We start from the raw sequence: 23,425 nt of genomic DNA, 5'->3' as shown, positions 1-23,425 counted from the left end.
GTCCCGCACCCCCTGGTATGGTACCCGAGCTGCGGTCGATGCCTCATCCTGCCGGTCCGTCGCTGGACGGAGGGCACGCTGGCGTATACTCGCCAGCGCGATGGAACGCCAGGCGCGAGTCAGCAGCGAGGGAGGAACAGGATGGCGGAGCAATCAGCGCTGCCCACGGATCGTGTCCCGCCGGAGGTTCGTGCCCGGGTCGAAGAGCTGCGGCGGCTCATCCACCGCTACAACTACGAGTATTACGTGCTCAATGCTCCAACTGTCAGTGACGCTGAGTACGATGCGCTGATGCTCGAACTTCGGCGCTGGGAGGAACAGTATCCGGAACTGATCACGCCGGATTCGCCGACACAACGGGTGGGGGCACCGCCAGCCGAAGGGTTCGCCACGGTCCAACACGAAATTCCCATGCTCTCGCTCGGCAACGTCTTCTCCGATGAGGAAATCCGGGCATGGGCGGAGCGGGTGTACCGGCTGAGCGGCCGACTGGATGTCGAGTTCGTGACCGAGCCCAAGGTCGATGGTCTCGCGGTCTCCTTGCTTTACCGTGATGGCGTACTGGTGCGCGGTGCGACGCGAGGAGACGGGTACACGGGAGAGGACGTGACGAACAACGTGCGGACGATCCGCATGATTCCGCTCCGCCTGTATCCCCCCGAGGGGGTCGTCGTTCCACCTGTCCTCGAGGTGCGTGGCGAAGTCTACATGAACGTGCGGGACTTCGAGAGACTGAACCGCGAGCGCGGTGAGCAAGGACTCCCACTCTTCGCCAATCCCCGCAATGCGGCTGCTGGCTCGCTGCGCCAGCTCGATCCCAGCGTGACTGCTTCGCGACCGCTCCGTTTCGCTGCGTGGGATATCGGCCTCTGGGAGGGAACCGAGCCGCCCGCGACGCATCTGGCCACCTTGGAGTTCCTCCGTCAGCTGCAGTTTCCGGTCGTTCCCGATTATCGGCTTTGCCGAACGGTCGACGAGGTGATCGCTGAGTGCCATCGTTGGCAGGAGCGTCGTGACGCACTCGAGTTCGAAGCCGACGGAGTGGTGATCAAGGTCAATGACCGGGCGCTTTATCAGGCGCTCGGCGTCGTTGGACGCGAGCCGCGCGGTGCCACCGCGTACAAGTTCCCGGCTCATGAGAAGACGACGATCGTCCGGGACGTGATCTGGAGCGTGGGCCGCACGGGGAAGCTGACTCCGGTTGCAGTGCTCGAGCCGGTCGAAATCGGTGGGGTCATCGTCGAGCGAGCGACGTTGCACAACGAAGAAGAGATCCGGCGACTCGGTCTGCTCATCGGTGATGCGGTCGTGGTGCAACGCCGAGGAGACGTGATCCCCAAGGTCGTCGCCACGATCCCACAGCGGCGCGATGGCGACGAGCGACCGGTCGAAATTCCGAGCCAGTGCCCGGTGTGCGGTGCTCATACTATCCGGTTGGAAGGAGAGGTCGATCGCTACTGCCCCAATCCGAATTGCCCGGCTCGCCTGAAAGCCTCGGTGCGCCACTTCGCCTCGCGCAATGCGATGGACATCGAGGGGCTCGGTGAGAAGATCTCGGATCTCTTCGTCGAGCTCGGAATCATCCGCTCGCTGCCCGATCTCTACGAAATCGACTGGGCACGTGTCCTCCAGCTGGAAGGTTTCGGCCCGAAGAAGGTGGAAAATCTTCAAAAGGCTATCGAAGCGAGCAAGAACCGTCCGTTCGCGCGCTTCCTGTTCGCCTTGGGGATCCGTCATGTGGGGGAACGCAATGCGCAACTTCTTGCCGAACATTTCCGCTCGATCGACCGGCTCATGGAGGCCACGATCGACGAGCTTCTGCAGATCCCGGGATTCGGCCCGGCCGTCGCCCAATCGATCGTCGAGTTTTTCCGAGAGCCGAAGAATCGGGAGATGATCGAGCGGTTTCGCCGTCTCGGGGTGCGCATGGGCGAGGAAGAAGCGGCCGTGGTGGCTCCCGTTCAAGGGCCGTTAGCAGGTAAGACGGTCGTGCTGACCGGACGATTGGAGACGCTGACGCGGAGTCAGGCTGAGGAGTTGTTGCGGCGTGCCGGAGCCCACGTGACCGACAGTGTCTCGCGCAAGACCGACTACGTCTTCGCGGGGGCTGATCCCGGCAGCAAGTACGTGCGAGCACAGCAACTCGGTGTACCGATCCTGGGGGAAGAAGACCTCCTGCGCATGCTGCGCGAGTCGGGAGTCGAAGTCGAGGTCGCCGCTCGTTCACAATGAGGTATGCCCTGGCAGCGCGGTCGTCCCTGGTTTGACCAGCGGAAGCCCCTGCTGACACAAGGGGCATCGGTCCGGTGGCCAGTTCGCGATGTCCAGCCGGAGCAGCGCGACGAGCGGCACCCCGAGATCGACCGGCTCGGTCGAGCGGTCGATGAGGACGGCAACGCCAACGATCTCTACTGCATACTCGCCCACTGCGCGCAGCGTTTCGCGGAGCGAGCCGCCGGTCGTCAACACATCGTCCACGACGAGGACGCGCGTGCCGGGCGAGAAACGGGTTCCGCGCCGGATCACTCGCCGGCTGCTCCCCTCGTGCTCGCGTTCCGCGTAGGCGGCCTGGATGCCGAGTTGCCGGGCGCACTCGAATGCCAGAAGGATTCCACCGGTCGTCGGTCCCACGACGGCGTCGATCCCTCGCCACCGTAGTCGCGCGAGGAGTTCGCGACACATCGCTTCCACGCGGCGAGGCCAGCGGAACAAAGCGAACTTTTCGATATAGCGATCACTGTGACGGCCGGAAGCGAGGAGAAAATGCCCTGTCAAAAGCGCTCCGACCTCGTGCAGGTCTCGCAGGAGTGCCTGGGCCGTCTGCTCGTCGGCCAGAATCTCGACCATCGTTCCCTCCTCCGGTGGTGCCTGGCGGCTCGGACAATCGACTGGCTGCTCGCCCATTCTGCCCCGAAGAGTCGATCCCCTTCGCTTGCTCGCTCGACCGGTGCGCGCTTCCAGCTCGACGGGCGAATGAGGTACTGGGAGCTCCCCGGTGCGAAGACGTGTCGAGAACCCGAGTCGCCGCACGCGCCGATCGATCCAGGCCAGACGCTCGGACGGTGCCCTGACCCAGTACTCGAAGAGCACCGATCATGGCAGGAAGAAAAAGCTCACGGCCAGGCCAGCGTAAACCGCCAGCAGCATCACCCCTTCCAGCCAGTGCGAGCGACCGTCGAGTGCGATGAGTGTCGTGACCAGGGCTGTGCCGAGCAGGGCGACGAGTTCATAGACATTGAAGACGAGCGACAGCGGTCGGCTGGTCACGAGGCTGGCGAAGACGAGAATGGGCATCATGACGAGCGCGATCTGCAAGCTCGATCCATAGGCGATTCCCAGACTCAAGTCCATGCGGTTCCGATGCGCTACCTGCACCGCGACGAAATGCTCCGCCACATTGCCGACGAGTGGTACCAGCACGACTCCGAGGAAGAACTCGGGGATGCCAGTCGCTTCGACGACCGGCTCGACTGCACCGACGAGAATCTCGCTCATGAACACGACGCCGATCGTTGCACCGGCGAGGACGAGGGCTGCTCGCCGCAGTGACCATGCAGCGGGCCCATGTTCGGTAACCGTCCCTGGAAGGCGCAGCGTGTAGAGCAAATAGAGGGCGTAAATCCCCGCGAGGACGAGGGCGAGGCCGATGCTCATCCACTCGACAGCCTGGCCCTGTACGGGGGTCGGACCCAAGGTGAAAAGCCCGGGGACGAGCAGGAGTACCACAGCGAGCGTCATCATCGTCGCGCTGATCCCGGCGAGCTGGGCATCGAATTGCTGGAGACCATGACGGAGTCCGCCGACGAGAAGACTGGCTCCGAGTATGAGGAGGAGGTTGCCGAGAATGGAACCAGAAATCGAGGCCTTGACCAACTCGTGAAGACCTGCCCGCAAGGCCGCCAACGCGATGATCAGCTCGGCAGCATTGCCGAGCGTCGCATTGAGTAGTCCCCCGACCAGCGGGCCGGTGTGCGCCGCTACTTCCTCCGTTGCTCGACCGAGCAGAGCAGCGAGCGGGACGAGCGCCGCGGCTGAAGCCGAGAGGACCAGGAGCGGCGGTGCCTGCAGGCACTCGATCGCAAGCGCAAGAGGGGCCACTAGCAGCCCGGCGAGCCACCAGCACATGATCCCCTCCTCAGGCGAGGACAGCTTCGCGTGTCCGGTAGGCGGGGAGCGGTTGGACGGAAAAGCTCGTCCCGCTGCCGAGCAGAGCTCGCACCAGAGCACGGGCTGTATCCAGACTCGTGAGGCACGGCATGCCGCGCTCCACGGCAGCCCGGCGAATCAGGAAGCCGTCCTGGATCGTCCCCTCGTCGCGGCCCGGGGTATTGATCACCCCGCGCACCTTCCGCTCGAGGATCACTTCCAGCACGTCCGGGTGCCCATGCCCGATGTGCGCGACCGTGAGTTCGACCGGTACGCCATGCGCCCTGAGATATCGAGCGGTTCCTTCTGTCGCGACCAGCGAGTGACCGAGGGCCAGCAGGCCACGGGCGAGTTCCACACCGGCGGGCTTGTCGTCATCGGCCAAGCTCAACAGGACCGGGGCGCCCCGCTCGATCGCGAGGCCAGCGGCGAGGAACGCCTTGGCCAAGGCAGCTTCGAACGTGCGGTCGATACCCATCGCTTCGCCGGTCGACTTCATCTCCGGCCCGAGCTGCACGTCCACACCCTGGAGCTTGGCCATGGAGAAGACCGGCGCCTTGACCGCGACGAGCGGCTGGCGCGGCCACAGCCCACCACGGTATCCCTGATCGCCGAGTGAGCGGCCGAGGAGAATCTGGGTGGCGACGTCGACCATCGGCACCCCAGTGACTTTGCTCAGGAAGGGGACAGTGCGCGAAGCTCGCGGATTGACCTCGAGGACGTAAACCACTCCCTGATAGAGAACGAATTGGATGTTGATGAGACCGCGGGCACCGAGGGCCAGGGCGATCTCGGTCGTGTACCGCACGAGCGTGTCCACGTGGACAGGTGGCAATTCGACTGCAGGATAGACCGCGAAGCTGTCTCCTGAATGGACGCCTGCCCGCTCGATGTGCTGCATGATGCCTGGTACCAGCACGTCCTGCCCGTCGCAGAGTGCATCGACCTCCAGCTCGATTCCGTCCAAATACTTGTCGATGAGGACGGGTCGACCGCTCGCGAAGGCTCCAGAAGTGGCCAGATACTGCTCGAGTTGCTCTCGACGATACACGACTTCCATCGCTCGACCGCCGAGGACGTACGAGGGACGCACCAGCACGGGATAACCGATGCGCTCGGCAGTCTCCAGCGCTTCCTCCAGCGTCGTGACGCCCGCGCCCGGCGGTTGAGGAATATCCAGTTCGCGGAGGAAGCGTTCGAAGCGGCGCCGATCTTCGGCCAGATCGATCGCGTCCTGATCGGTGCCGAGAATCGGTACTCCAGCTGCTGCCAGGTCGGCCGCCAAGTTGATGGCGGTTTGTCCCCCGAACTGGACGATCACTGGGGGGAGATGGTCGATCTGGCCGCTCGCCTCATGCCAGAGGACGTCGAGCACTGACTCGGCATCCAGCGGTATCACGTAGAGACGGTCGGATGCGTCGAAGTCGGTCGAAACGGTCTCGGGGTTGTTGTTGAGCATGATCGCGGCTACGCCGGCACGGTGGAGCGCCTGTGCAGCCTTGACGCTACAGTAATCGAACTCGATACCCTGGCCGATGCGGATCGGTCCTGCGCCGATGACGACAGCCTTGGGAGAGTCGAGCGGGGGTGCTTCGTCCTCGTCCTCGTACACGGCGTAAAAGTACGGTGTCTCGGCAGCGAACTCGGCCGCGCAGGTATCGACGAGCTTCTGAACAGGAACGAGGCCGAGCGCGAGACGCTGAGCGCGGACCTCCTGTTCCGTCGTCGCGCGGAGGGCAGCGATCGTCCGATCGGCGAAGCCGAGGCGCTTGGCTTCCCAGAGAAGTTCCGCTGTGAACGGTTCGGTCGCGAGCCGCTGTTCCATCGCGACGAGGCGTTGGATGGCCCGGACGAACCAGGGGTCGATCCCACTCAACGCGCTGACCTGTTCCGGTGTCCAACCGCGCCGCAGCGCTGCAGCGACTGCCCAGAGGCGCTGATCGGTGGGTATCCGGAGTGCCTGCTCCAATATGGATGGATCCTGCCAGCGGGAATCTTCCCATGTGAGGTCGGTTTGATCGGTCTCCAGTCCGCGCACCGCTTTCTGCAGTGCAGCCTCGAAGCATCGATCGATCGCCATGACCTCGCCGGTCGCTTTCATCTGCGAACCGAGTCTCCGGTCCCCGTGCCGGAATTTGTCGAAAGGCCAGCGCGGAATCTTGACGACGCAGTAGTCGAGTGCTGGTTCGAAGGAGGCCATCGTCTTACCGGTGACGGGATTGGGGATTTCGTCCAAGGTCCGTCCGATCGCGAGCTTGGCTGCGATGCGGGCGATCGGATACCCGGTCGCTTTGGAGGCCAGTGCCGAACTCCGACTGACGCGGGGATTGACTTCGATCACGTAGTACTGATCGGAGCGAGGGTCGAGTGCGAACTGGATGTTGCAGCCGCCGACGATACCCAAGGCTCGGATGATCTTGAGTGCGGCACTGCGCAACATCTGATAATCGCGGTCGCTCAATGTCTGCGAGGGGGCGACGACGATGCTGTCGCCAGTATGCACGCCCATCGGGTCGAGGTTTTCCATGTTGCAGATGGTAATGCAGGTATCATTGGCATCCCGCATGACCTCGTACTCGATCTCTTTCCAACCGAGCAGGCTGCGCTCCACCAGCACTTGGCCGATCGGGCTGGCCGCGATCCCGCGTTGGACGAGGGTGACGAGTTCGTCTTCGGTGAAAGCGATGCCCCCGCCGGTCCCTCCGAGCGTGAAGGCTGGACGGACGATCAAAGGTGGCGGGACTTCCTCTGCGAAGCCGAGTGCGTCTTCGACGCTGTAGGCGGTGACGCTTTCCAGCACTGGTTCACCGATTTCGAGCAGCAATTCCTTGAAAAGTTGACGGTCTTCTGCCCGACGGATCGCCTCCAGCGGTGTCCCGAGCAAGCGCACGCCGTAGCGATCGAGAACGCCTGCCTCGGCCAGCGCGACTGCCAGGTTGAGTCCCGTCTGACCGCCGAGCGTCGCCAGCAAGCCTTCCGGGCGCTCACGGGCGATGATGCGTTCGAGCACCTCGACCGTGAGCGGTTCGATGTAAACGGCGTCGGCCATGTCTTCATCGGTCATGATCGTCGCGGGATTGGAGTTGACGATGATGGTGCGGATTCCTTCCTCGCGGAGAGCCCGCAACGCTTGACTTCCCGAGTAGTCGAACTCCGCAGCCTGCCCGATGACGATCGGGCCTGATCCGATGACGAGGACGCTGGAAACCAACGGCTGCCGTGCCATCGTTGCCATCGTCATACTCCCTCCCCAGCCAGCACGATCGGCCGCGACGTGCGTGCTCGCCACCGCTGCTGGACGAGTTCGACGAAAGCATCGAAGAGATCTTGGCTGTCTTGTGGTCCGGGCGATCCCTCGGGATGGAACTGGACAGTCAGGACAGGAAGCGAGCGATGGCGGAGCCCTTCGACTGTGCCATCGTTCACGTTGATCATCCAGACTTGCCAGCCATCGTGCTCGGGAATGCTGTCGCGGGCCACGCAGTAGCCGTGATTCTGTGACGTGATGCGCACCCGCCCGGTGAAGATGTCCTTGACCGGGTGGTTGCCGCCGCGGTGACCGAAGGTCAACTTGATCGTCCGAGCGCCGGCTGCGAGGGCCAGGAGCTGATGACCCAGACAGATACCGAAGAACGGTATCCCAGAGGTGGCCAGAACGCGGACCGTTTCGATGGCGTCGGTGGCTCGGGTCGGGTCACCGGGGCCAGGTGAGACGACGATCCCGTCCGGTTCCAGCGCGAGGACGGTCGCTGCATCGACCCCGTAGGGAAGCACGGTGAGGCGCACCGAACGTCGGAGGAGGGAGGCGATGATGTTGCGCTTGACGCCGCAGTCGATGAGGACAATGTGCGGTGCATCCGCTGGTCCGAAGGTCGCTGGCTCGCCGCGAACGGCTGGTACGACATCTTCTCGATCGGGCGTCCAGGCTCGCTGCGCCCAGGCAACCAGTTCGGCGTCGGTCAGGCCCGTGCGGTCGGGAACCAGGATCGCCCGCATGGTTCCGTGGATGCGCAGGTGGCGCGTCAAGGCGCGCGTATCGACATCCGCCAGCCCTGGTATGCCCCATCGCTCCAGATAGTTGGCGAGCGTCTCGCGTGCCTTCCAGTGACTCGGTCGGTCGCAGTACTCGCGGACGATCAGCCCGGCGGCCCACGGGCGTCGGGATTGCTCGTCCTCGTCACAGACACCGTAATTACCGATGAGTGGGTATGTCATGCAGACGAGTTGCCCATAAAAAGAGGGGTCAGTGACCACCTCTTGATAACCAGTCATGACCGTGGTGAAGACCGCTTCGCCCTCAGCCGGGCGGCGTGCTCCGAATGGAGTACCCGGAAAGATCCGCCCGTCTTCCAGAACGAGTGCACCGATCCGCGAACGCTGTATCGACATAGGCTACCTTCCCTCCAACGATCGTGAGTCGGACGCGCCCACGCAAGGTGAGTCCGAGGAGCGGTGTGTTGGCACTGCGCGAGCGCAGGGTCGCGCGCGTGACCTGCCAGGGTTCCTCTGGGTCGAAGACGACGACATCGGCCGGGGAGCCCGGCCTCAAGGTCCCTCCTGGCAGGCCGAAGAGCGTGGCGGGACGACAGGAGAGAAACTCGACCAGCTCGCTCAACGTCAGTGCTCGGATGCGTACCAACCGCAGGAGCAAGGGGAGGGCGAGTTCCAACCCGATCATCCCGAACGCGGCTCGCTCGAGAATCGGCGGCTTGTCCTGCTCATGGTGCGGCGCATGGTCGGTGGCGATGAGATCGATCGTCCCGTCCCGTAACCCGGCCCGCAAGGCCAGCGCATCGGCTTCTGGCCGCAGGGGTGGATTGACCTTGGCATTGGGATCGGGGCAGGGGCCGGCAGGAAACGGTTGTGTCTCCCCAGCGAAGCGACGAATGCCTGCTACCCACTCGTCGGTCAGGAGCAAGTGATGCGGCGTTACCTCAGCGGTGACACGGTTTCCCTCGCGCTTGGCTCGTCGCACCAGGGCCAGTCCTCGAGCGGTGGTCAGGTGGAGCACATGGAGCCAGCCACCGGTCAGGCGAGCGAGCTCGAGATCGCGAGCCAGGACGAGCTCCTCCGCAGCAGCCGGAATCCCAGGGAGGCCGAGCTGCTGCGAAACTGCTCCCTCGTGCATCACGCCACCCGCTGACAGCGTTGGGTCCTCGCAGTGCACCATGATCGGTCGACCGAGTTGCCGGCTGAGCTGGAGAGCCTGGCGCATGACGCGGGCACTCCGCGTGCTGTCACCGTCATCGGAGAAGCCGATGGCTCCGGCACCAGCCATGCCGACGAGGTCGGCCAATTCCTCCCCACGGCGGCCGCGCGAAATCGTGCCGATCGGGAAGATACGTACCGGGAGACAGCGCGCTCGCTCGACCAGTTCGCGAATTCGTCCCGGTGTATCGAGCGGGGGCACGGTATTCGGCATGCAGCAAATTGTCGTGAAGCCACCGGCCGCGGCTGCGGTACTGCCCGTCTCTAGCGTCTCCTTTTCTGGATAGCCGGGGTCCCGCAGATGGGCGTGCACGTCGACGAAACCAGGTGCGACGACGAGTCCAGCGGCATCGATCACGGTCGCTCCAGCAGGTTCGGGAACTCGTCCGCCGACCGCTCGAACCTGCCCATCCGCGACCAGGAGGTCTCCCTCGCCGTCGATTCCTTGGCTGGGATCGATGAGACGACCACCCCGCAGCACCAGCGCAGAACCCCATAAAAAAGGCCTCTGGATTCGGGCTGAATCCAGAGGCCCGCTCGCTCGCTCGATCCGAGGTTGTGGACTACCGCTGCCGTGCACGCCTCTTCCAGTCAGTCGCGTTCGTACGCCGTGCTCTCGACACTCGAGCCTCAAGTATAGCGCGTGACCAGACGCTGGTCAACTCCACTGCCGTGGCGGGACCCGATTGCTGGTATCCTGGCTCCCTCGATCTCACCCGTGCCTGCAGAGCGACCCGTTCCCTCGCCCGAACACGGGCTTACCGACACGTGTGACCGAGCGGCGAGCTGGCAGGATCCGGTATCGATCCGTCGGCGCCTGTGCTGCCTCGCGGTGTGACCATCGCACCGCTGGCCGCATCGGTCGGCTCGTTCCAGCAGGCATGGCTGCTATCCCTTGTTGGCTGCGCGCGAGGTGACTTCGGCTGGTGCCAGAGGACAGTGCTGGCAGACCGGCGGGAGAGCACGTTCGTCTGGTGCAGAGGCCGGGAAGCCAGCCCGCTGCAGGAGTCGCCAAGTCAGCCAGATGGAGAGACCGACCACGTTGCAGTAGCAGCCGCGCCAGCGCTCGACCGGGCGCAGGTCGGGATCCTGAATCGCGTAGCCTCCCGCTTTGTCGAACGGCTCACCGCGGGCGATGCTGGCCATGATGTCGTCATCACTGTACTGGCGCATGAGGACCCACGTCGTGGCGTGATCGACCCAGCAGCGATTCCCACGAGCCAGCGCGACGGCGGTGATCACGCGGTGCCACCGCCCGCGCAGGAGGCGCAACATGGCGCGTGCCTCCTCGGCGCTCTCCGGCTTACCGAGTAGCCGGCCGCGCAAGACGACGACCGTGTCAGCTGCCAGTACCCAGTCGCCTGGCCGCCGGGCAGCGACGACCGTGGCCTTGTGACGTGCCAACGCGCGGGCGATACGCTCCGGATGGGAGTGTTGTTCCGGGAGCGGTTCGTCGATCGCTGCTGGATCGACGACGAAGGGGATGCCGAGTGCAGCCAAGAGTTCGCGCCGGCGCGGCGAGGCTGAGGCGAGGACCAGGGTCACGGCATCCCCTCAGCGAGCTCCAATGTCGCGACCGACTCGATGTGGTAGGTCTGCGGGAACATGTCGAGCGGCGTGACGTCGAGGAGCCGATAGCCGCCGTCGACGAGCTTCCTCAGGTCCCGTGCGAGCGTCGCTGGGTCGCAGGAGACGTAGATCAAGCGCGGTGGTCGCAGCATCAGGACTCCGGTGAGCGCCTCCGGCGCGCAACCGACCCGGGGAGGATCGAGGATGACGACATCCGGCCGAACCGCCAGCTTGCCGAGCACGTGCTCGACCTTGGCCTGCACGTACTCGACGTTGTCGAAGGAGTCGAGGTTGACTTGCGCATCGCTGACGGCCGAAGGAGACTCCTCGATCCCGATCACTCGCGCGACGCGTGGGGCGAGAAATGCGGCGAAGGTACCGACACCCGCATAGGCATCGACGACGACCTCGTTCCCCGTCGGGGCGATCCGTTCCAGGACGAGCTGGATGAGACGCTCGGCGACCGCAGTGTTGGTCTGGAAAAAGGACGAGGCCGAAATCCGGAAGCGATGCCCGAGCAGACTCTCGTGGTAGTAGGGTTGGCCGGAGGGAATCGTCGGATCGATCGCGCTCACGTCCGGATGCACCAAAAGCTCGCCAGTATTGGCTCCGTATCGGACCATGAGCTGGTGTTTGACGTGTGCTCGTCCCTGGAGTCGCGACAGGACCTCGTTGATCGCTGGATGCATGATGAGGCAGCGATCGATGCGGAGGAAGCGGTAGCCATGGCCGGGGCGCGAGATGTACCCGAGGTTCCCCTTGCCATCGACCGAGAAGCGCGCGTGGTTTCGGTAACCGTACGGTTGCGGCGAGGGAACAGTGGACGAGACAGGTGGATCGTCGAACTTGCCGATACGGCGCAACTGCTGGCGCACGACGGCCTGCTTGAGCACGAGTTGGTGTTCGTAGCGGATGTGCTGCCACTGGCACCCGCCACAGATCCCGAAGTATGGGCAGGGAGGATCGACCCGCTCCGGTGAAGCGGTCCGCACCTCGATGACGCGCCCGAGCGAGTGGTCCTTGCGGTCCTTCTCGATCGCGACGAGAACGTCTTCACCAGGAATACCGTATTCGGCGAAGACGATACGACCGTCCTCGCGTCCGATCGCCGCACCTTGGTAAGCCATCTCTTCCAAATGGAGTGGAACGGTCCGCAGGGTGCGTGGTGTCGGTAACATCTCCCCCATCGGTATCCTCCCTCATTGCGAAAGTGTAGGGAATCGGGGGAGAGGGCGGCTACCTCATGCCCGCGTGGGCAGCTGGGAGTGGGCGTCGCGGGCTGCTCTCGACGATCTGGTGGGGAGATACCGAATGCGAAAGGATGGCGATCGTTTTGGCTCGTGAGCGCTAGGCGAGACGACTCCGTCACGGTTCGGCCTGGGGCGATGCAGCGTGGAATGCCGTGTCGCTCCATCTGAGCCGTGGATCAGTTGACCACGAGGTGCGCTCGCGGCGCTGGATCGGAAACGGCAGGATGGCGCGTTGGCAGGGTGAGCACATCTTGCCAGACTCTCGAGAGGGTTGCGTTCAGCGCTCAGCAGTGCTAGACTGGAATGTCGTTGCCCATTGGACTGGGCACGGTCTGTTGGGGGGTGATCGTCTACAGCTAAATGGAGGTCCGTGGGGAGTGAAGAGCCTGGGGCGACACGTCATTGTCGAACTCTGGGGTTGCCAGAACATCGACTCCCTGCAGGCAGTCGAAGAGGCCATCCGCGATGCAGTCGCGGCAACCAATGCGACGTTGCGCGACCTGCAGGTTTTTCCCTGGGAGCCGTACAACGGAGTCAGCGGCATCGCGATCCTGTCCGAGTCGCATCTGAGCATCCACACGTGGCCGGAGCTCGGGTATGCGGCAGTGGACGTCTTTACGTGCGGCGAGCACACCGATCCAGAAGCGGCGATCCCGGTCCTGCGGGAGCGGTTCCGGCCGCAGCGGATGGAAGTGATGCAGGTGAGTAGGGGGATGATCGTTGATTGACGGTGGACTCTGGCATACCGACGATCCGGAAGTCCCGAGCCAGCGGGTCTTCCTGCAGGTGAGGGATGTTCTGTACCGCGGCACCTCTCCGTTCCAAGAGATCGCGGTCATCGAGACCGTGCTCTTCGGTCGTGCTCTGGTACTCAACAACGTGCTCCAGACCGCGGAGCGCGACGAGTTCTGCTATCACGAAATGCTCGTGCATCCGGTGATGATCGCTCACCCGGCACCGCGCCGGGTGCTGATCATCGGCGGGGGTGATGGTGGTGCCTTGCGGCGGGTACTCCAGCACCCTGTCGAGCAGGTCACCATGGTCGAGATCGACCAGCAAGTCGTCGAGGCTTGCCGCCAGCATCTCTGGAACATTCATCGCGGTGCCTTCGACGATCCCCGCGTGGAGCTCCGTTTCGAGGATGGTTTTGCCTATGTCGAGCGGCGCTCGGCGACCTTCGACGTCATCATCGTCGATGGCCCCGATCCGCTCGGCCCGACACCGGGTATGGTGCTCTTCTCGCCGGATTTCTACCACGGACTCGCCGACATGCTGGCCCCAGGGGGACTGGTCGTGCAGCAGACCGAGTCACCGATGCTGCTGCCGATCCAGACTGCGGCCACGCATCTCCATTTGCGTGAGGTGCTGCCGATCGTCCGGACCTATTTGACGACAGTGCAATCGTACGATAGTTTCTGGAGTTTCACGGTCGCCTCGCGCGATGTCGATCCGGCCGCACTCGACATCGAGACGGTCGCCGCGCGTCTTCAGGAGCGCGGCATCGACGATTGTCAGTATTACTCTCCAGAGATCCATTGGGCGGCTTTCCGTCTACCGCCGTTCCTGCGCCGCTTCATCGAGGACTCGATCGCTCTCGGACGCCCAGCCGATTCCCACCCGTTGTTGCCGGAAGCTGCGGCCCGGCGAGCGACCGCTTGATCGTTGACCATTGCGCTCGACGGGGTACGCTGCGTCGCAGCGTACCCCGTTGTCGTTTGCGCCATGTTCTCCTTCCCGAAACCGATCCGAACCTGCTGCGCTGCTCGCTCGAGGTCGCTCGCCGAGCAGGTTCTCCATTGCGCGAGCTCACGGATCGATGAAGTACGAGCGACATGCACGGTCGATCAGGTCGGGCGTCAGACGGGGTTCCTGGCCGAGGTACCGAGCTGCACCGATCAGCGCGCGTAAGAGATCGCGGGGATGACAGGCGCGCAGTTCGCGCTTGCCGACATAGTAGGTGCGGAGGAGGTAGGCCAGTCCGCGTTGATCGAACGGAACACCCAGTTCCTCGCACTGCCTGCGGAAAATTTCCGCAAACTGCTGGACTGTCGGGTTCGCGAGGTGGATCTTGTTCGGGATACGACGGAGAAAGGCTTCGTCGACGAGGTCGGTCGGTTGCAAGTTCGTCGAGAAGATGACGAGCCCCTCGAAGGGGACCTCGACCTGCTTGCCAGTGTGCAGCGTGAGAATATCGATCCGTTGCTCCAGAGGAACGATCCAGCGGTTGAGCAAGGCACGCGGTGGCACGCGTTGCCGACCGAAATCGTCGATCAAGAGCACGCCATTATTGGCCCGGAGTTGGAGCGGTGCCTCATAGAGCCGATTGCGTTCGTCGTAAATGAGATCGAGCTGCTCGAGAGTCAGTTCTCCACCGACTTGAATGAGCGGGCGGGCGCAGAGCATCCAGCGACGGTCACCGGTCGGCTGCTCGGGTAGAGGATGGTGGTGATGGCGATCGAAAACGCGGATGATCTGGGTGTCGACGAGGATCGCGTGTGGGATGAAGACCGCACCGCCGTACATCGCGACGACACGTTGTGCCAGTGCAGTCTTGCCGTTGCCCGGTTTGCCGAAAAGGAAAATGGCCTGTCCGCTGTTCAGGGCCTGGCCGATCTGATCCAGCACGCTCTCGGTGAAGACCAGTGGCCCGAGAGCTTGTCGGATCATCGCCGGTGTCACGGAGCGGTGACGGAGACTCTGCGCTGCGACGACCTGTCGATACTGCTCGATCGGAACCGGCGCCGGGCCGATGTACCCGTTGCGTGCCAGGAACTCCTGCGCTCGCTGGTGACCTTTGCTCGTCAAGGCATAGCGGTAGCCCAGTTCGCCGATCCCGTTGCTTCCGGTGATCTCGACGAGTTCCTCGCGCTTCGCTTGACTCAGGGCCCGTTCCAGGAGGCCGGCGAACGGCAGACACAATGCTTCGACGAGTTCCCGAGCGGTCTGAGTGCCATGGGCGTAGAGGAACTTGAGGGCGAGTTCGAGGACGAGTTGCAGATCGAGTCCTGCTTCCTCCAGGCTCGTCGGTTGGGCTAGCACCGGAAGGCTGTTCGTTTCGATCTGGATCGCCATGGTGAACGATGCCTCGTCCTTCCGCGTCGACTTCCTCGAGATGAGTATCGGCGAGAGGCGATCGTTCCCGTAGAGGGACTCCCGTCCTGGCGTGGTCTCGTTCCGTCTTCTCAGTTGCCGGCGGGAAGGAGGACTCGTTCACCCTCGGCCAGTCCTGCCGCAATCTCGACCAGTCCACCGCTCCGGAGACCGAGTGTCACCTCGCGCTCCTCCCGGCGCCCATCCGTCACCACGGTCACGAAGGCGCGCTCCCCAACAGTGCGGATTGCCCGCTCGGGAACCAGGAGAACATCGTGGCGCACGATCGTGTCGAGGTGGATCGTCGCTGTCATCCCGGGCCGCAGGTCACTCGTGGTCTCGGCGAGCCGGATGAGAAGCGGAAAACCGACGACACCAGCCTGCTGAGTGGCACTTTCTCCTCGCCCGAGCACGTCCCCGCGACCCTGCCAGCCCGGCAGCGCGTCGACCGTGACGCGAACGATCGTCGCCTCGGCGAAGAAACGAGCGTCGACCTCGTCGATCGTCGCGGAAACGCCGAGAACGCTCGTATCGGCGAGCCGGGCGAGGATACTGCCAGTGGTGACCGGTGCTCCTTCGCTGACGAGTACTTCGGTGACGATGCCGTCGCTCGGTGCGAGCACATATTTGTCCGCCAGTCGGCGTGTCACCTCATCGAACGCGCGTGCCGCCTCGCGGCGTTGTTGCTCAGCCCGCAGTCGAGCCTCGAGCGGTGCATCGGTCGCTTCCGCTTGGCTGAGCGTCGCCTCAGCCTGGAGAAGTTGCTGCTCAACTTGGGCTCGTCGAGTCAAGAGCGGTGTGTCGTCGAGCAGAGCGACGATGTCACCGGCCTGGACACGGTCTCCCGGTGCAACAGCGAGGAGACGGACGCGTGTCTCGTAGCTGGCGCGAAGCGGGAGCGTGCGCAGGGAGACGAGGCGTCCCGGCACCTCGACGGAAGCAGTCAAGTTACCCCGACGGACGACCCAGACCGTCTCGTTCGGTCGTCTGAGCCAGACCCATAGTCCGGCTACGACGGCGAGCGTGACGAGTGCCAGAATGATCAGCAGCGAGCGACGGCGTCGCTCACTCATAGCGGAGGACCTCGACAGGGCGGAGGCGGACAGCGAGCACAGCCGGGATCAGGACGGCGAGTGCAGTGGTGAGTGCGACCGCTGCGCTGAGAACGAGTACCACGGTCGGGGGAAGAGCGAGCGGGACAGCGAAAAGTTGGCGGCTCACCAGCGCGAGGATATTCGCGCCGAGCAGAAAGCCAAACGGGACAGCCAGCAGTGCGCCGGAAACGACGATGACCAGCGTTTGGCCAGCTAGGAGCAGCACGAGCATCGCTCGCTCTGTCCCGAGCGCCCGCAGGACGCCGAACTCGCGTCGTCGCTCCGTGAGATCGAGGAGCAGCGCGTTGGTGATCCCGAAAACGGCCGCGATGCCGATGACGAGGACGACGATGCGGGCCAGGATGGTCAAGACGGCCAGCACACGCTCGGTCGCAGCGCGATCTTCCTCCATGAGCAGCGTGAGCGGGCGCAGCGCACGGGCGCGCTGCTCCACGGTCGTCAACGAGTCGCTCGGTCGGTCGGTGGCCCAGAACTGAAGCGCGTAAAGCGCTGCTCGATCGTCGCGCCCGAGGAGCCGAGCGAGGATCTCGCGATCCAGGAAGACCTTGCCGATCGCAGTTGCCCCTAGATAGGTGCTTTCGTCATCGACGATCCCGCTGACCTGAATCGGGAAGCGCTGGCGTCCCACGTCGAGGGTGAGAACCTCACCCACTCGGGCGTCGAGGCGCCGAGCCAGATTGCCAGTGATGACCGCGCGGGGGGGATAGGCCGTGGGGCCGTCGTCGAGCCACTGACCAGCCAGCATCACTGGCTGGTAGATCGTCGTCTTCGCGGGAAGTCCCCAGACATCGGTGCGGACGGATCCGATCGCTCCCGGTGTCAGGGACCAGGGTTCCGCGGCACGGACAGGAGGGCTGTTCGCCAAGCGGTACGCATAGGTGGGTGGGACCGGTGGATTGGTCAAGAGCCAGGCATCGGCCCGATAGCGATCGTAGAGCGCCGCGATACCGGCACGCAACGAGTGGTCGACGGTCTGGCTGGCGAGGAGCGCAGCGAGTGACACAGCCGTGACCAGAACGGTGAGTGCTGCGCGCAGTGGCCGGCGGAAGGGATCGCGGATACTCATGGCGAGAAGGGGAGAGTGCCGAGCCAACCAGCTGGTCGAGCGTGTCAGCCAGCGCGGCGGATCGCTCGGTCTCCGGGTGTCACCCCGGAGGAGCTGAGCGGCTGGAGTTCGCGTGGCGTAGAGGATCGGACCGAGCGCACCGGCCACCGCGATCCCGAGACCGCAGCCAAATGCGAGGAGGACGTTGCTGGGGGTGACCCGGAGCGGCGGGAGTACCAGCCCGGCGAGGCCGGCCAGGTACGCGGTCAGGACGTACCCACCGGCTGTCCCGGCGAGCAGGCCGAGCACGCTTCCAGCGGTACCGACGGCGATGTGCGGTGCCAGGTAGGCGCTGACCAGTTGGCTCCGCGTGGTGCCGAGGGCGCGCAGGGTTCCCAGCTGAGGACGCTCCTCCGTGACCAACCCGATGGTCGTGTTGGCGACGATGAAGAGTGCTGTCACCGTACCGAGTAGAGCGAAGGCGCGAAGCAGAAGAAGCAACGTCGCGAGTTCGCGGGCACCGAGGAACGAATCGGGGTCGCGAACCACCCAACCGCTGCTCGGGATCTGGCGTGCTGCCAGGAACCGTTGCAGCTCACTCGCTACTCGACCGGCCAGCGCCGGATTTTCGACACGCACCAGAAGGGTGTTGGCTGCCTCGCTCCCGGTCCACTGGCGCAGCGTGCGCAGCGGCACATAAGCCGTGAATTGGTCGAGGAGCGTCGCACTGGGGCGAGCGGGAATCCAGGCGAAGCCGCTCACGCGCGCATAGAAAATCGGATCAGCCGGGTTAGCTTGGAAAGCGACGAGTGCCCCGATGTCGATACCGAGCAGGTGCCGAGCGGTGACGTCGAGCACGACCTCGTCGCGCTCTGGCCACCGTCCGGCGACCAACTCGGGACGGTCGAGTGCCAACTGGTCGAAGCGCTCGATGCCGACGAGTCGGACGGCGCGCCAGCGCCCATCCACGGCGAGCCGACTCGGCTGGACGAGACGCGACTCGGCTTGGAGGACGCCATCGCGTCTCGTCAGTGCCGCGACGAGGCCGGGTGTCAGGCCAGGGACGGTCGCGACGATATCCGGCTGCCCGGTGGCCGCATGGGTCCGCTGCTGTGCCTCGATCAATGCCAGGCCAGCACTCCGGATCGCGACGACTGCAAAGACGGCGAGCGCGATGCTCGCACCGGCGAGCACTGCGCGGGTACGGCGCAGGCGGAGCAAGCGCATCGCGGAGGCAGCGAGCAGTGCGATCGGCACGTCCGAGTCAACCTCTCCGCTGGCGGATTGTACGCGATGGAGTGGGCTCGGGCCGACAGTCGCCTACCTGGTCGAGGCCCTGCTCGTCACACGACCGTTTTCGATGATCTCCGAACGGATGAGCGCGCGAGGGCGTGTCGGTGACCATCTTCCGGAGCATGGGCCGATGCGGGTCCTCGTTCTCGAGAACGACAGGGAAATCTTGCCATGGTGGAGCGATTCCGTTACGATCCAGGTAGGGCCGGTATCGGTATGGGTAAGGGAAAACGTCGAGGAGGGGTCCGATGCAGGAACTCGAACGACTCCGGGAAGCGATCGCCAGTGGGCAGGTGACGCGGCGCGAGGTACTGCGTCGAGCGGCGGCACTGGGGCTCAGCGCACCGGTGATCGCATCGTTGCTCGCTGCCTGCGCGCGGCAGGAGGCGACACCGACTGCGGCTCCAGCGGCTCAGACGCCGGCAGCAGCCGCGACGCCGACGCCGGCAGCGGCTGCCACGCCGGCTGCCCAGGCGACACCGACCCAGGCTGTCGCGCAGCGGGGCGGTGGAGGAACCCTGCGGCTGCTCTGGTGGCAGGCGCCGACGATCATCAATCCGCACCTGGCGCAGGGGACGAAGGACTTCGATGCGTCGAACATCGTCCTGGAGGCGTTGGCCTACTTCGATTCGGAGGACCAGCTCGTTCCGCGCCTGGCCGAGGAGGTTCCCTCGGTCGAGAAGGGGACGCTGGACCCGGAGGGTCGCTGGGTCATCTGGAAGTTGCGCAAAGGTGTCAAATGGCATGACGGCCAGCCCTTCACTGCCAAGGACGTCAAGTTCACGTACGAGTTCGTGATCGATCCAGCCACGACCGCGACGACGATCGCCTCGTACCGGGCGATCGAGAGCGTCGAGATCATCGATGACTACACGGTCAAGGTCAACTTCAAGAATCCGAATCCGGCCTGGTTCGAGTCGTTCGTGGGAGGGTTGGGGTTGATCGTTCCCGAGCACATCCTGCGTGACTACAAGGGCGAGAAGGCGCGCAACGCGCCCTTCAATCTCAAGCCGATCGGGACCGGCCCCTACAAGGTGGCGGATTTCAAGCCGGGCGACGTGGTGATCTACGAGATCAACCAGGACTACTGGCAGGAGGGGAAGCCGTACTTCGATCGGGTCGAGCTCAAAGGCGGCGGTGACGCGACGAGCGCCGCGCGGGCTGTCCTCCAGACCGGTGAAGTCGACTGGGCCTGGAACATGCAGGTCGAAGCGCAAGTCTTGCTGCAGCTCGAGAAAGCCGGACAGGGGAAGCTGATCATTACGCCTGGCCCGAGTACCGAACGGATCATGGTCAACTTCGCCGACCCGGACACGGAGAAAGATGGTGCCAAAGCTGAGCCGGATGTCCCGCATCCCTTCTTGACCAACAAGAACATCCGGCAAGCGATCGCGCTCGCGATCCGGCGCGATGTCATTGCCGAGCAATTGTACGGTCCGGCCGGTCAAGCGACGGCCAACAACCTGAACGCGCCGGCTCGCTTCAAGCACCCGGAGCTCAAGTGGGAGTTCAACCTGGAAAAGGCAGCCCAGCTTTTGGACGAGGCGGGGGCGAAGGACACCAACGGTGATGGTGTCCGCGAGTACAACGGCAAGCCACTCCAGGTTCTCTACCAGACCTCGATCAACTCCATCCGCCAGCGGACGCAAGAGATCGTGAAAGCGGAGCTAGAGAAGATCGGCTTCAAAGTCGAGCTCAAGTCGATCGACGCCTCGGTCTTCTTCTCCTCCGATCCCGGCAATCCGGATACCTACGGGCACTTCTATGCTGACGTGGAGATGTACACGAACGGTCCTTCCAATCCGTTCCCGCTCAACTGGGCGCGGCGCTATCACTCGCAGGAAGTGGCGCGCAAGGCGAACAACTGGGCGGGGGTCAACATCACCCGCTACCAGAACCCGGAAATGGACAAGGTGCTGGACCAGCTGGCGACCGAAATGAATCCGGACAAACAGACCGAACTTTTCCGACAGGTGAACTGGATCAGCGTGACCGATGTCGTGGAGATCCCGCTGGTACACCGTAACCTGGTCTCGGCCGCGGCCAAGAACCTGACCGGGTACAAGCCGTCGACGTGGTCCTCCGACGTCTGGGACATCGGCGACTGGCGCCGCGCGTGAAACGCGATCGTAACCTCGGATGGGAACCGGGCCAGCGCGTGGCCCGGTTCTTCTTTTTTCACCGCGCCGGACTGAGCTCGATGTTCCGGGCAGCGAGCGAGTCGGAGACGACGCGCCCGTCACGCAGTTCTACGACTCGCTGCGCCCGCGCAGCCACGTCGCGGTCATGAGTCACCAGGAGGATCGTGGTCCCGTTGTGCCAAGCGGCATGGAACAGTTCGAGAACAGTCTCACCGCTCGCGCTATCCAGATTGCCGGTCGGCTCATCGGCGAGCAGTAGGGGCGGATCGTTGGCCATTGCTCGGGCGATCGCGACCCGCTGTTGTTCGCCACCGGAGAGTTCGCTGGGAAGGCGGTGTGCCCGGTGCCCGAGCCCGACGCGCTCGAGGAGCTCGCGTGCTCGCTGGCGAGCGTTCCGGCGACCTGCCAGGACGAGCGGAAGTTGAACATTTTCGAGCGCGGTCAGTGTCGGAAGGAGTTGGAAGAACTGGAAGACGATTCCGACGTGGCTCCGACGCCAGCGCGCGAGCGCCTCCTCGTCGAGGCGGGCGAGATCGGTGCCAGCGATGATGACGCGCCCGCTAGTCGGTCGATCGATGCCCGCGATCAGGTTGAGAAGAGTCGATTTGCCGCAACCGGATGGCCCGACGATCGCCACCCACTGACCAGCGGTAATGTCGAGCGTCACCTGGTCGAGCGCGACGATTTCGCGCTGCCCATCTCGATAAACTTTGCTAGCGCGGTCGAGTCGGACGAGCGGTGTTTGCGACATCAGCTCCAACCTCTCGCTTCTCAGCGGCGCATCAGATTGACGACGAGTAGGAGAACGCCGGCACCGACGAGTGCGACCAGAAGGCTTCCCAAGAAGCCAGCTGGTCCCCGGACGCCCAGCAGGTGAAAAAGATAGCCGCCGACGACTGCACCGAGCAGCCCGATCGCGATATTGCCCAAACAACCGAATCCGCGCCCGCGTGTCAGAAGCCCAGCTAGCCACCCAGCGAGGAAGCCGATCACCAGCCAGCCGAGCAACGAACGTGGTTCAGCTGGTAGCACGCTGCGCTCCTTCCTCTGGTCGCTCGAGCGGATCTCCCTCGTAAACCGGTCCCTGGTGGGCGAAGGGATCCAGTGGACACCGTTGCAGGAGTTCGTGGTCACGCGGCGTGAGCGAGGCGCGTGCCAAGAGATCGGGGCGGCGCGCGGCGGTCCGACAAAGCGCCATCATCCGCCGCCACTCGGCGATCTTGGCGTGATTGCCGCTCAGCAGAATCTCCGGTACGCCCAAGCCGCGGAAGATCGGTGGGCGCGTGTACTGCGGGTATTCCAGGAGGCCGGAACTGTGCGATTCTTCAGCCAGCGACTCCGGATCGATCACGCCCGGGACCAGCCGGCTCACCACATCGATCACGACGGCTGCGGCGAGTTCGCCGCCGGTGAGGACATAATCGCCGATCGAGAGTTCGCGTGCTCGCAGAATGATGCGCACGCGATCGTCGATTCCCTCGTAGCGACCGCAGACGAGAGCGAGCCGGGGGAAGCGGGCGAGTTCGCGCGCGATGTCTTGGGTGAAGAGTTCGCCGGATGGACTCATGATGATGATCGGAGTGCTGTTGTGGTCCTGTCCGAGTACGGATTCCACGGCGTGGACGATGGGGGGTGCCATCATGACCATGCCTGGTCCACCACCGTAGGGGGTATCGTCGACCGTCCGGTGCTTGTCGGTCGTCCAGTCCCGGATGTTGTGAATGGCGATCTCGATCAGCCCGGCCTGCTGGGCTCGCTTGAGGATGCTCTCGGTCAGGAACCCGGTGAACATCCCCGGGAAGATCGTAAAGACATCGAAGCGCATCGCCTGCTGCTCCCTCCATCGAGAGCCTAGCAGAACGAGGCGTCCCGCGCAGCGGTTCAGGAAACCGGCGCACTCACGGAGGGGATAGTCTTTTCGCGAACGGCCTCGCGTGCCCGTGCTAGTGCTCGCTCGAAGGCGGCCACGACCACGGGATCGAATTGGGTGCCAGCACCCCGCTGCAGCTCGGCGAGCGCTTCTTCGTGGCTGAGCGCGCGACGATAGGGTCGATCGGTCGTCATCGCATCGTACGTATCGGCAACAGCGATGACGCGTGCGCCGAACGGGATGGCTTCCCCGGCCAGTCCATCCGGATAGCCACGCCCGTCCCATCGCTCGTGGTGGTGGCGAACGATCTCGACGATGTGACGGTAGGGGGTGAGATGACGGAGAATCTCGCTTCCGTCGACCGGATGACGCTTGATGATGGCGAACTCGTCGTCGGTCAAGCGACCAGGCTTGCGTAAAATGAGGTCGCTGGTCGCGACCTTGCCGAGATCGTGAATGCGCGCCGCTGCGATGATGGTATCGCGCTCGTCCGCTGAGAGTTCGGGAAATTCGTCCAGGATGAGCGTCGTGAGGTGGGCGACTCGCTGGGAATGCGAAGCAGTATAGGGATCGCGGCGATCGAGGAGATCCGCCAACAGTTCGAATGTCGACTGGGTCTCATGGTGGAGCTGGCGGTAATCGCGAAAGGCAAGGTAGGGGCCGACGAGCGGGATGACCATGAGGACGAGGGCCAGCGG

The 23,425-nt window shown here is 64.2% G+C and carries 18 protein-coding genes; 4 read left to right on the top strand and 14 right to left on the bottom strand.

The features are described 5' to 3' along the window. The first annotated feature begins 141 nt into the window (after nt 1-141). The gene (ligA, locus tag ACWIVK_RS09630) at nt 142-2,232 is read left to right on the top strand and encodes an NAD-dependent DNA ligase LigA (RefSeq protein ID WP_448576447.1); all 2,091 of its coding nucleotides are present in this window, start codon (nt 142-144) and stop codon (nt 2,230-2,232) included. Here ligA and pyrE read toward each other — a convergent pair. From pyrE to rlmD, 7 genes are all read right to left on the bottom strand, one after another. After that, on the bottom strand, nt 2,224-2,847 hold the full coding sequence (gene pyrE / locus ACWIVK_RS09625; RefSeq protein WP_448576446.1) for an orotate phosphoribosyltransferase: 624 nt from the start codon (nt 2,845-2,847) through the stop codon (nt 2,224-2,226). The two genes, ligA and pyrE, sit on opposite strands and share 9 nt — an antisense overlap. A 246-nt stretch (nt 2,848-3,093) precedes the next feature. Continuing rightward, entirely contained in the window at nt 3,094-4,125 is a 1,032-nt protein-coding gene (gene cax, locus ACWIVK_RS09620; RefSeq protein WP_448576444.1) for a calcium/proton exchanger, read from the bottom strand. A 10-nt stretch (nt 4,126-4,135) separates the two neighbouring features. Next, nucleotides 4,136-7,372 (bottom strand): carbamoyl-phosphate synthase large subunit, encoded by a 3,237-nt coding sequence (carB, locus tag ACWIVK_RS09615; protein WP_448576518.1) that lies wholly within the window; start codon nt 7,370-7,372, stop codon nt 4,136-4,138. An 11-nt stretch (nt 7,373-7,383) separates the two neighbouring features. Continuing rightward, nucleotides 7,384-8,535 carry a glutamine-hydrolyzing carbamoyl-phosphate synthase small subunit gene (gene carA / locus ACWIVK_RS09610; protein WP_448576443.1) on the bottom strand — a complete coding sequence of 384 codons (1,152 nt, stop codon included), beginning with the start codon at nt 8,533-8,535 and terminating at the stop codon, nt 7,384-7,386. Next, nucleotides 8,444-9,835, bottom strand: a complete 1,392-nt coding sequence (locus tag ACWIVK_RS09605; RefSeq protein WP_448576442.1) for a dihydroorotase — start codon at nt 9,833-9,835, stop codon at nt 8,444-8,446. Before ACWIVK_RS09605 ends, carA begins: the two co-directional genes overlap by 92 nt. Before the next feature lie 407 nt (nt 9,836-10,242). Beyond that, complete coding sequence (locus ACWIVK_RS09600) at nt 10,243-10,899, bottom strand: Maf family protein (protein ID WP_448576440.1); 657 nt, start codon at nt 10,897-10,899, stop codon at nt 10,243-10,245. Further along, the gene (rlmD, locus tag ACWIVK_RS09595; protein WP_448576439.1) at nt 10,896-12,110 is read right to left on the bottom strand and encodes a 23S rRNA (uracil(1939)-C(5))-methyltransferase RlmD; all 1,215 of its coding nucleotides are present in this window, start codon (nt 12,108-12,110) and stop codon (nt 10,896-10,898) included. Before rlmD ends, ACWIVK_RS09600 begins: the two co-directional genes overlap by 4 nt. 440 nt (nt 12,111-12,550) lie before the next feature. Here rlmD and speD point away from each other — a divergent pair, with 440 nt between their 5' ends. Both speD and speE read left to right on the top strand, forming a co-directional pair. Next, nucleotides 12,551-12,901 carry an adenosylmethionine decarboxylase gene (speD, locus tag ACWIVK_RS09590; protein ID WP_448576438.1) on the top strand — a complete coding sequence of 117 codons (351 nt, stop codon included), beginning with the start codon at nt 12,551-12,553 and terminating at the stop codon, nt 12,899-12,901. Then, on the top strand, nt 12,894-13,832 hold the full coding sequence (gene speE / locus ACWIVK_RS09585; protein WP_448576437.1) for a polyamine aminopropyltransferase: 939 nt from the start codon (nt 12,894-12,896) through the stop codon (nt 13,830-13,832). Before speD ends, speE begins: the two co-directional genes overlap by 8 nt. A gap of 147 nt (nt 13,833-13,979) precedes the next feature. Here the strand turns inward: speE and ACWIVK_RS09580 are convergent, their stop codons facing one another. The 3 genes from ACWIVK_RS09580 to ACWIVK_RS09570 form a co-directional block, all read right to left on the bottom strand. Further along, nucleotides 13,980-15,245, bottom strand: a complete 1,266-nt coding sequence (locus tag ACWIVK_RS09580; RefSeq protein WP_448576435.1) for an ATP-binding protein — start codon at nt 15,243-15,245, stop codon at nt 13,980-13,982. Nucleotides 15,246-15,355: 110 nt separating this feature from the next. Continuing rightward, nucleotides 15,356-16,336 (bottom strand): efflux RND transporter periplasmic adaptor subunit, encoded by a 981-nt coding sequence (locus ACWIVK_RS09575; RefSeq protein WP_448576434.1) that lies wholly within the window; start codon nt 16,334-16,336, stop codon nt 15,356-15,358. Next, the gene (locus tag ACWIVK_RS09570; protein WP_448576433.1) at nt 16,329-18,680 is read right to left on the bottom strand and encodes an ABC transporter permease; all 2,352 of its coding nucleotides are present in this window, start codon (nt 18,678-18,680) and stop codon (nt 16,329-16,331) included. Before ACWIVK_RS09570 ends, ACWIVK_RS09575 begins: the two co-directional genes overlap by 8 nt. A gap of 284 nt (nt 18,681-18,964) precedes the next feature. Here ACWIVK_RS09570 and ACWIVK_RS09565 point away from each other — a divergent pair, with 284 nt between their 5' ends. Beyond that, the gene (locus ACWIVK_RS09565; RefSeq protein WP_448576432.1) at nt 18,965-20,836 is read left to right on the top strand and encodes a peptide ABC transporter substrate-binding protein; all 1,872 of its coding nucleotides are present in this window, start codon (nt 18,965-18,967) and stop codon (nt 20,834-20,836) included. Nucleotides 20,837-20,894: 58 nt separating this feature from the next. Here ACWIVK_RS09565 and ACWIVK_RS09560 read toward each other — a convergent pair whose 3' ends face one another. From ACWIVK_RS09560 to ACWIVK_RS09545, 4 genes are all read right to left on the bottom strand, one after another. Continuing rightward, nucleotides 20,895-21,608, bottom strand: a complete 714-nt coding sequence (locus ACWIVK_RS09560; RefSeq protein ID WP_448576430.1) for an ABC transporter ATP-binding protein — start codon at nt 21,606-21,608, stop codon at nt 20,895-20,897. 20 nt (nt 21,609-21,628) lie between these two features. Then, entirely contained in the window at nt 21,629-21,889 is a 261-nt protein-coding gene (locus ACWIVK_RS09555; RefSeq protein WP_448576429.1) for a GlsB/YeaQ/YmgE family stress response membrane protein, read from the bottom strand. Further along, nucleotides 21,876-22,682, bottom strand: a complete 807-nt coding sequence (gene trmD, locus ACWIVK_RS09550) for a tRNA (guanosine(37)-N1)-methyltransferase TrmD (RefSeq protein ID WP_448576428.1) — start codon at nt 22,680-22,682, stop codon at nt 21,876-21,878. Before trmD ends, ACWIVK_RS09555 begins: the two co-directional genes overlap by 14 nt. Nucleotides 22,683-22,738: 56 nt before the next feature. After that, the coding region (locus ACWIVK_RS09545) for an HD-GYP domain-containing protein (RefSeq protein WP_448576427.1) at nt 22,739-23,425 on the bottom strand (687 nt) is incomplete at its 5' end.

Source organism: Thermomicrobium sp. (assembly GCF_053493975.1).
Note: the sequence above shows the minus strand (reverse complement) of the source record. Positions and strands in the feature narration are given on the sequence as shown.

What these genes read in the sequence shown, in the direction of transcription:
- ligA (WP_448576447.1), top strand. Translation starts at nt 142, where the DNA reads ATGGCGGAGCAATCAGCGCTGCCCACGGATCGTGTCCCGCCGGAGGTT.
- pyrE (WP_448576446.1), bottom strand. Translation starts at nt 2,847, where the DNA reads ATGGTCGAGATTCTGGCCGACGAGCAGACGGCCCAGGCACTCCTGCGA.
- cax (WP_448576444.1), bottom strand. Translation starts at nt 4,125, where the DNA reads ATGTGCTGGTGGCTCGCCGGGCTGCTAGTGGCCCCTCTTGCGCTTGCG.
- carB (WP_448576518.1), bottom strand. Translation starts at nt 7,372, where the DNA reads ATGGCACGGCAGCCGTTGGTTTCCAGCGTCCTCGTCATCGGATCAGGC.
- carA (WP_448576443.1), bottom strand. Translation starts at nt 8,535, where the DNA reads ATGTCGATACAGCGTTCGCGGATCGGTGCACTCGTTCTGGAAGACGGG.
- rlmD (WP_448576439.1), bottom strand. Translation starts at nt 12,110, where the DNA reads ATGGGGGAGATGTTACCGACACCACGCACCCTGCGGACCGTTCCACTC.
- ACWIVK_RS09580 (WP_448576435.1), bottom strand. Translation starts at nt 15,245, where the DNA reads ATGGCGATCCAGATCGAAACGAACAGCCTTCCGGTGCTAGCCCAACCG.
- ACWIVK_RS09575 (WP_448576434.1), bottom strand. Translation starts at nt 16,336, where the DNA reads ATGAGTGAGCGACGCCGTCGCTCGCTGCTGATCATTCTGGCACTCGTC.
- ACWIVK_RS09565 (WP_448576432.1), top strand. Translation starts at nt 18,965, where the DNA reads ATGCAGGAACTCGAACGACTCCGGGAAGCGATCGCCAGTGGGCAGGTG.
- ACWIVK_RS09560 (WP_448576430.1), bottom strand. Translation starts at nt 21,608, where the DNA reads ATGTCGCAAACACCGCTCGTCCGACTCGACCGCGCTAGCAAAGTTTAT.
- trmD (WP_448576428.1), bottom strand. Translation starts at nt 22,682, where the DNA reads ATGCGCTTCGATGTCTTTACGATCTTCCCGGGGATGTTCACCGGGTTC.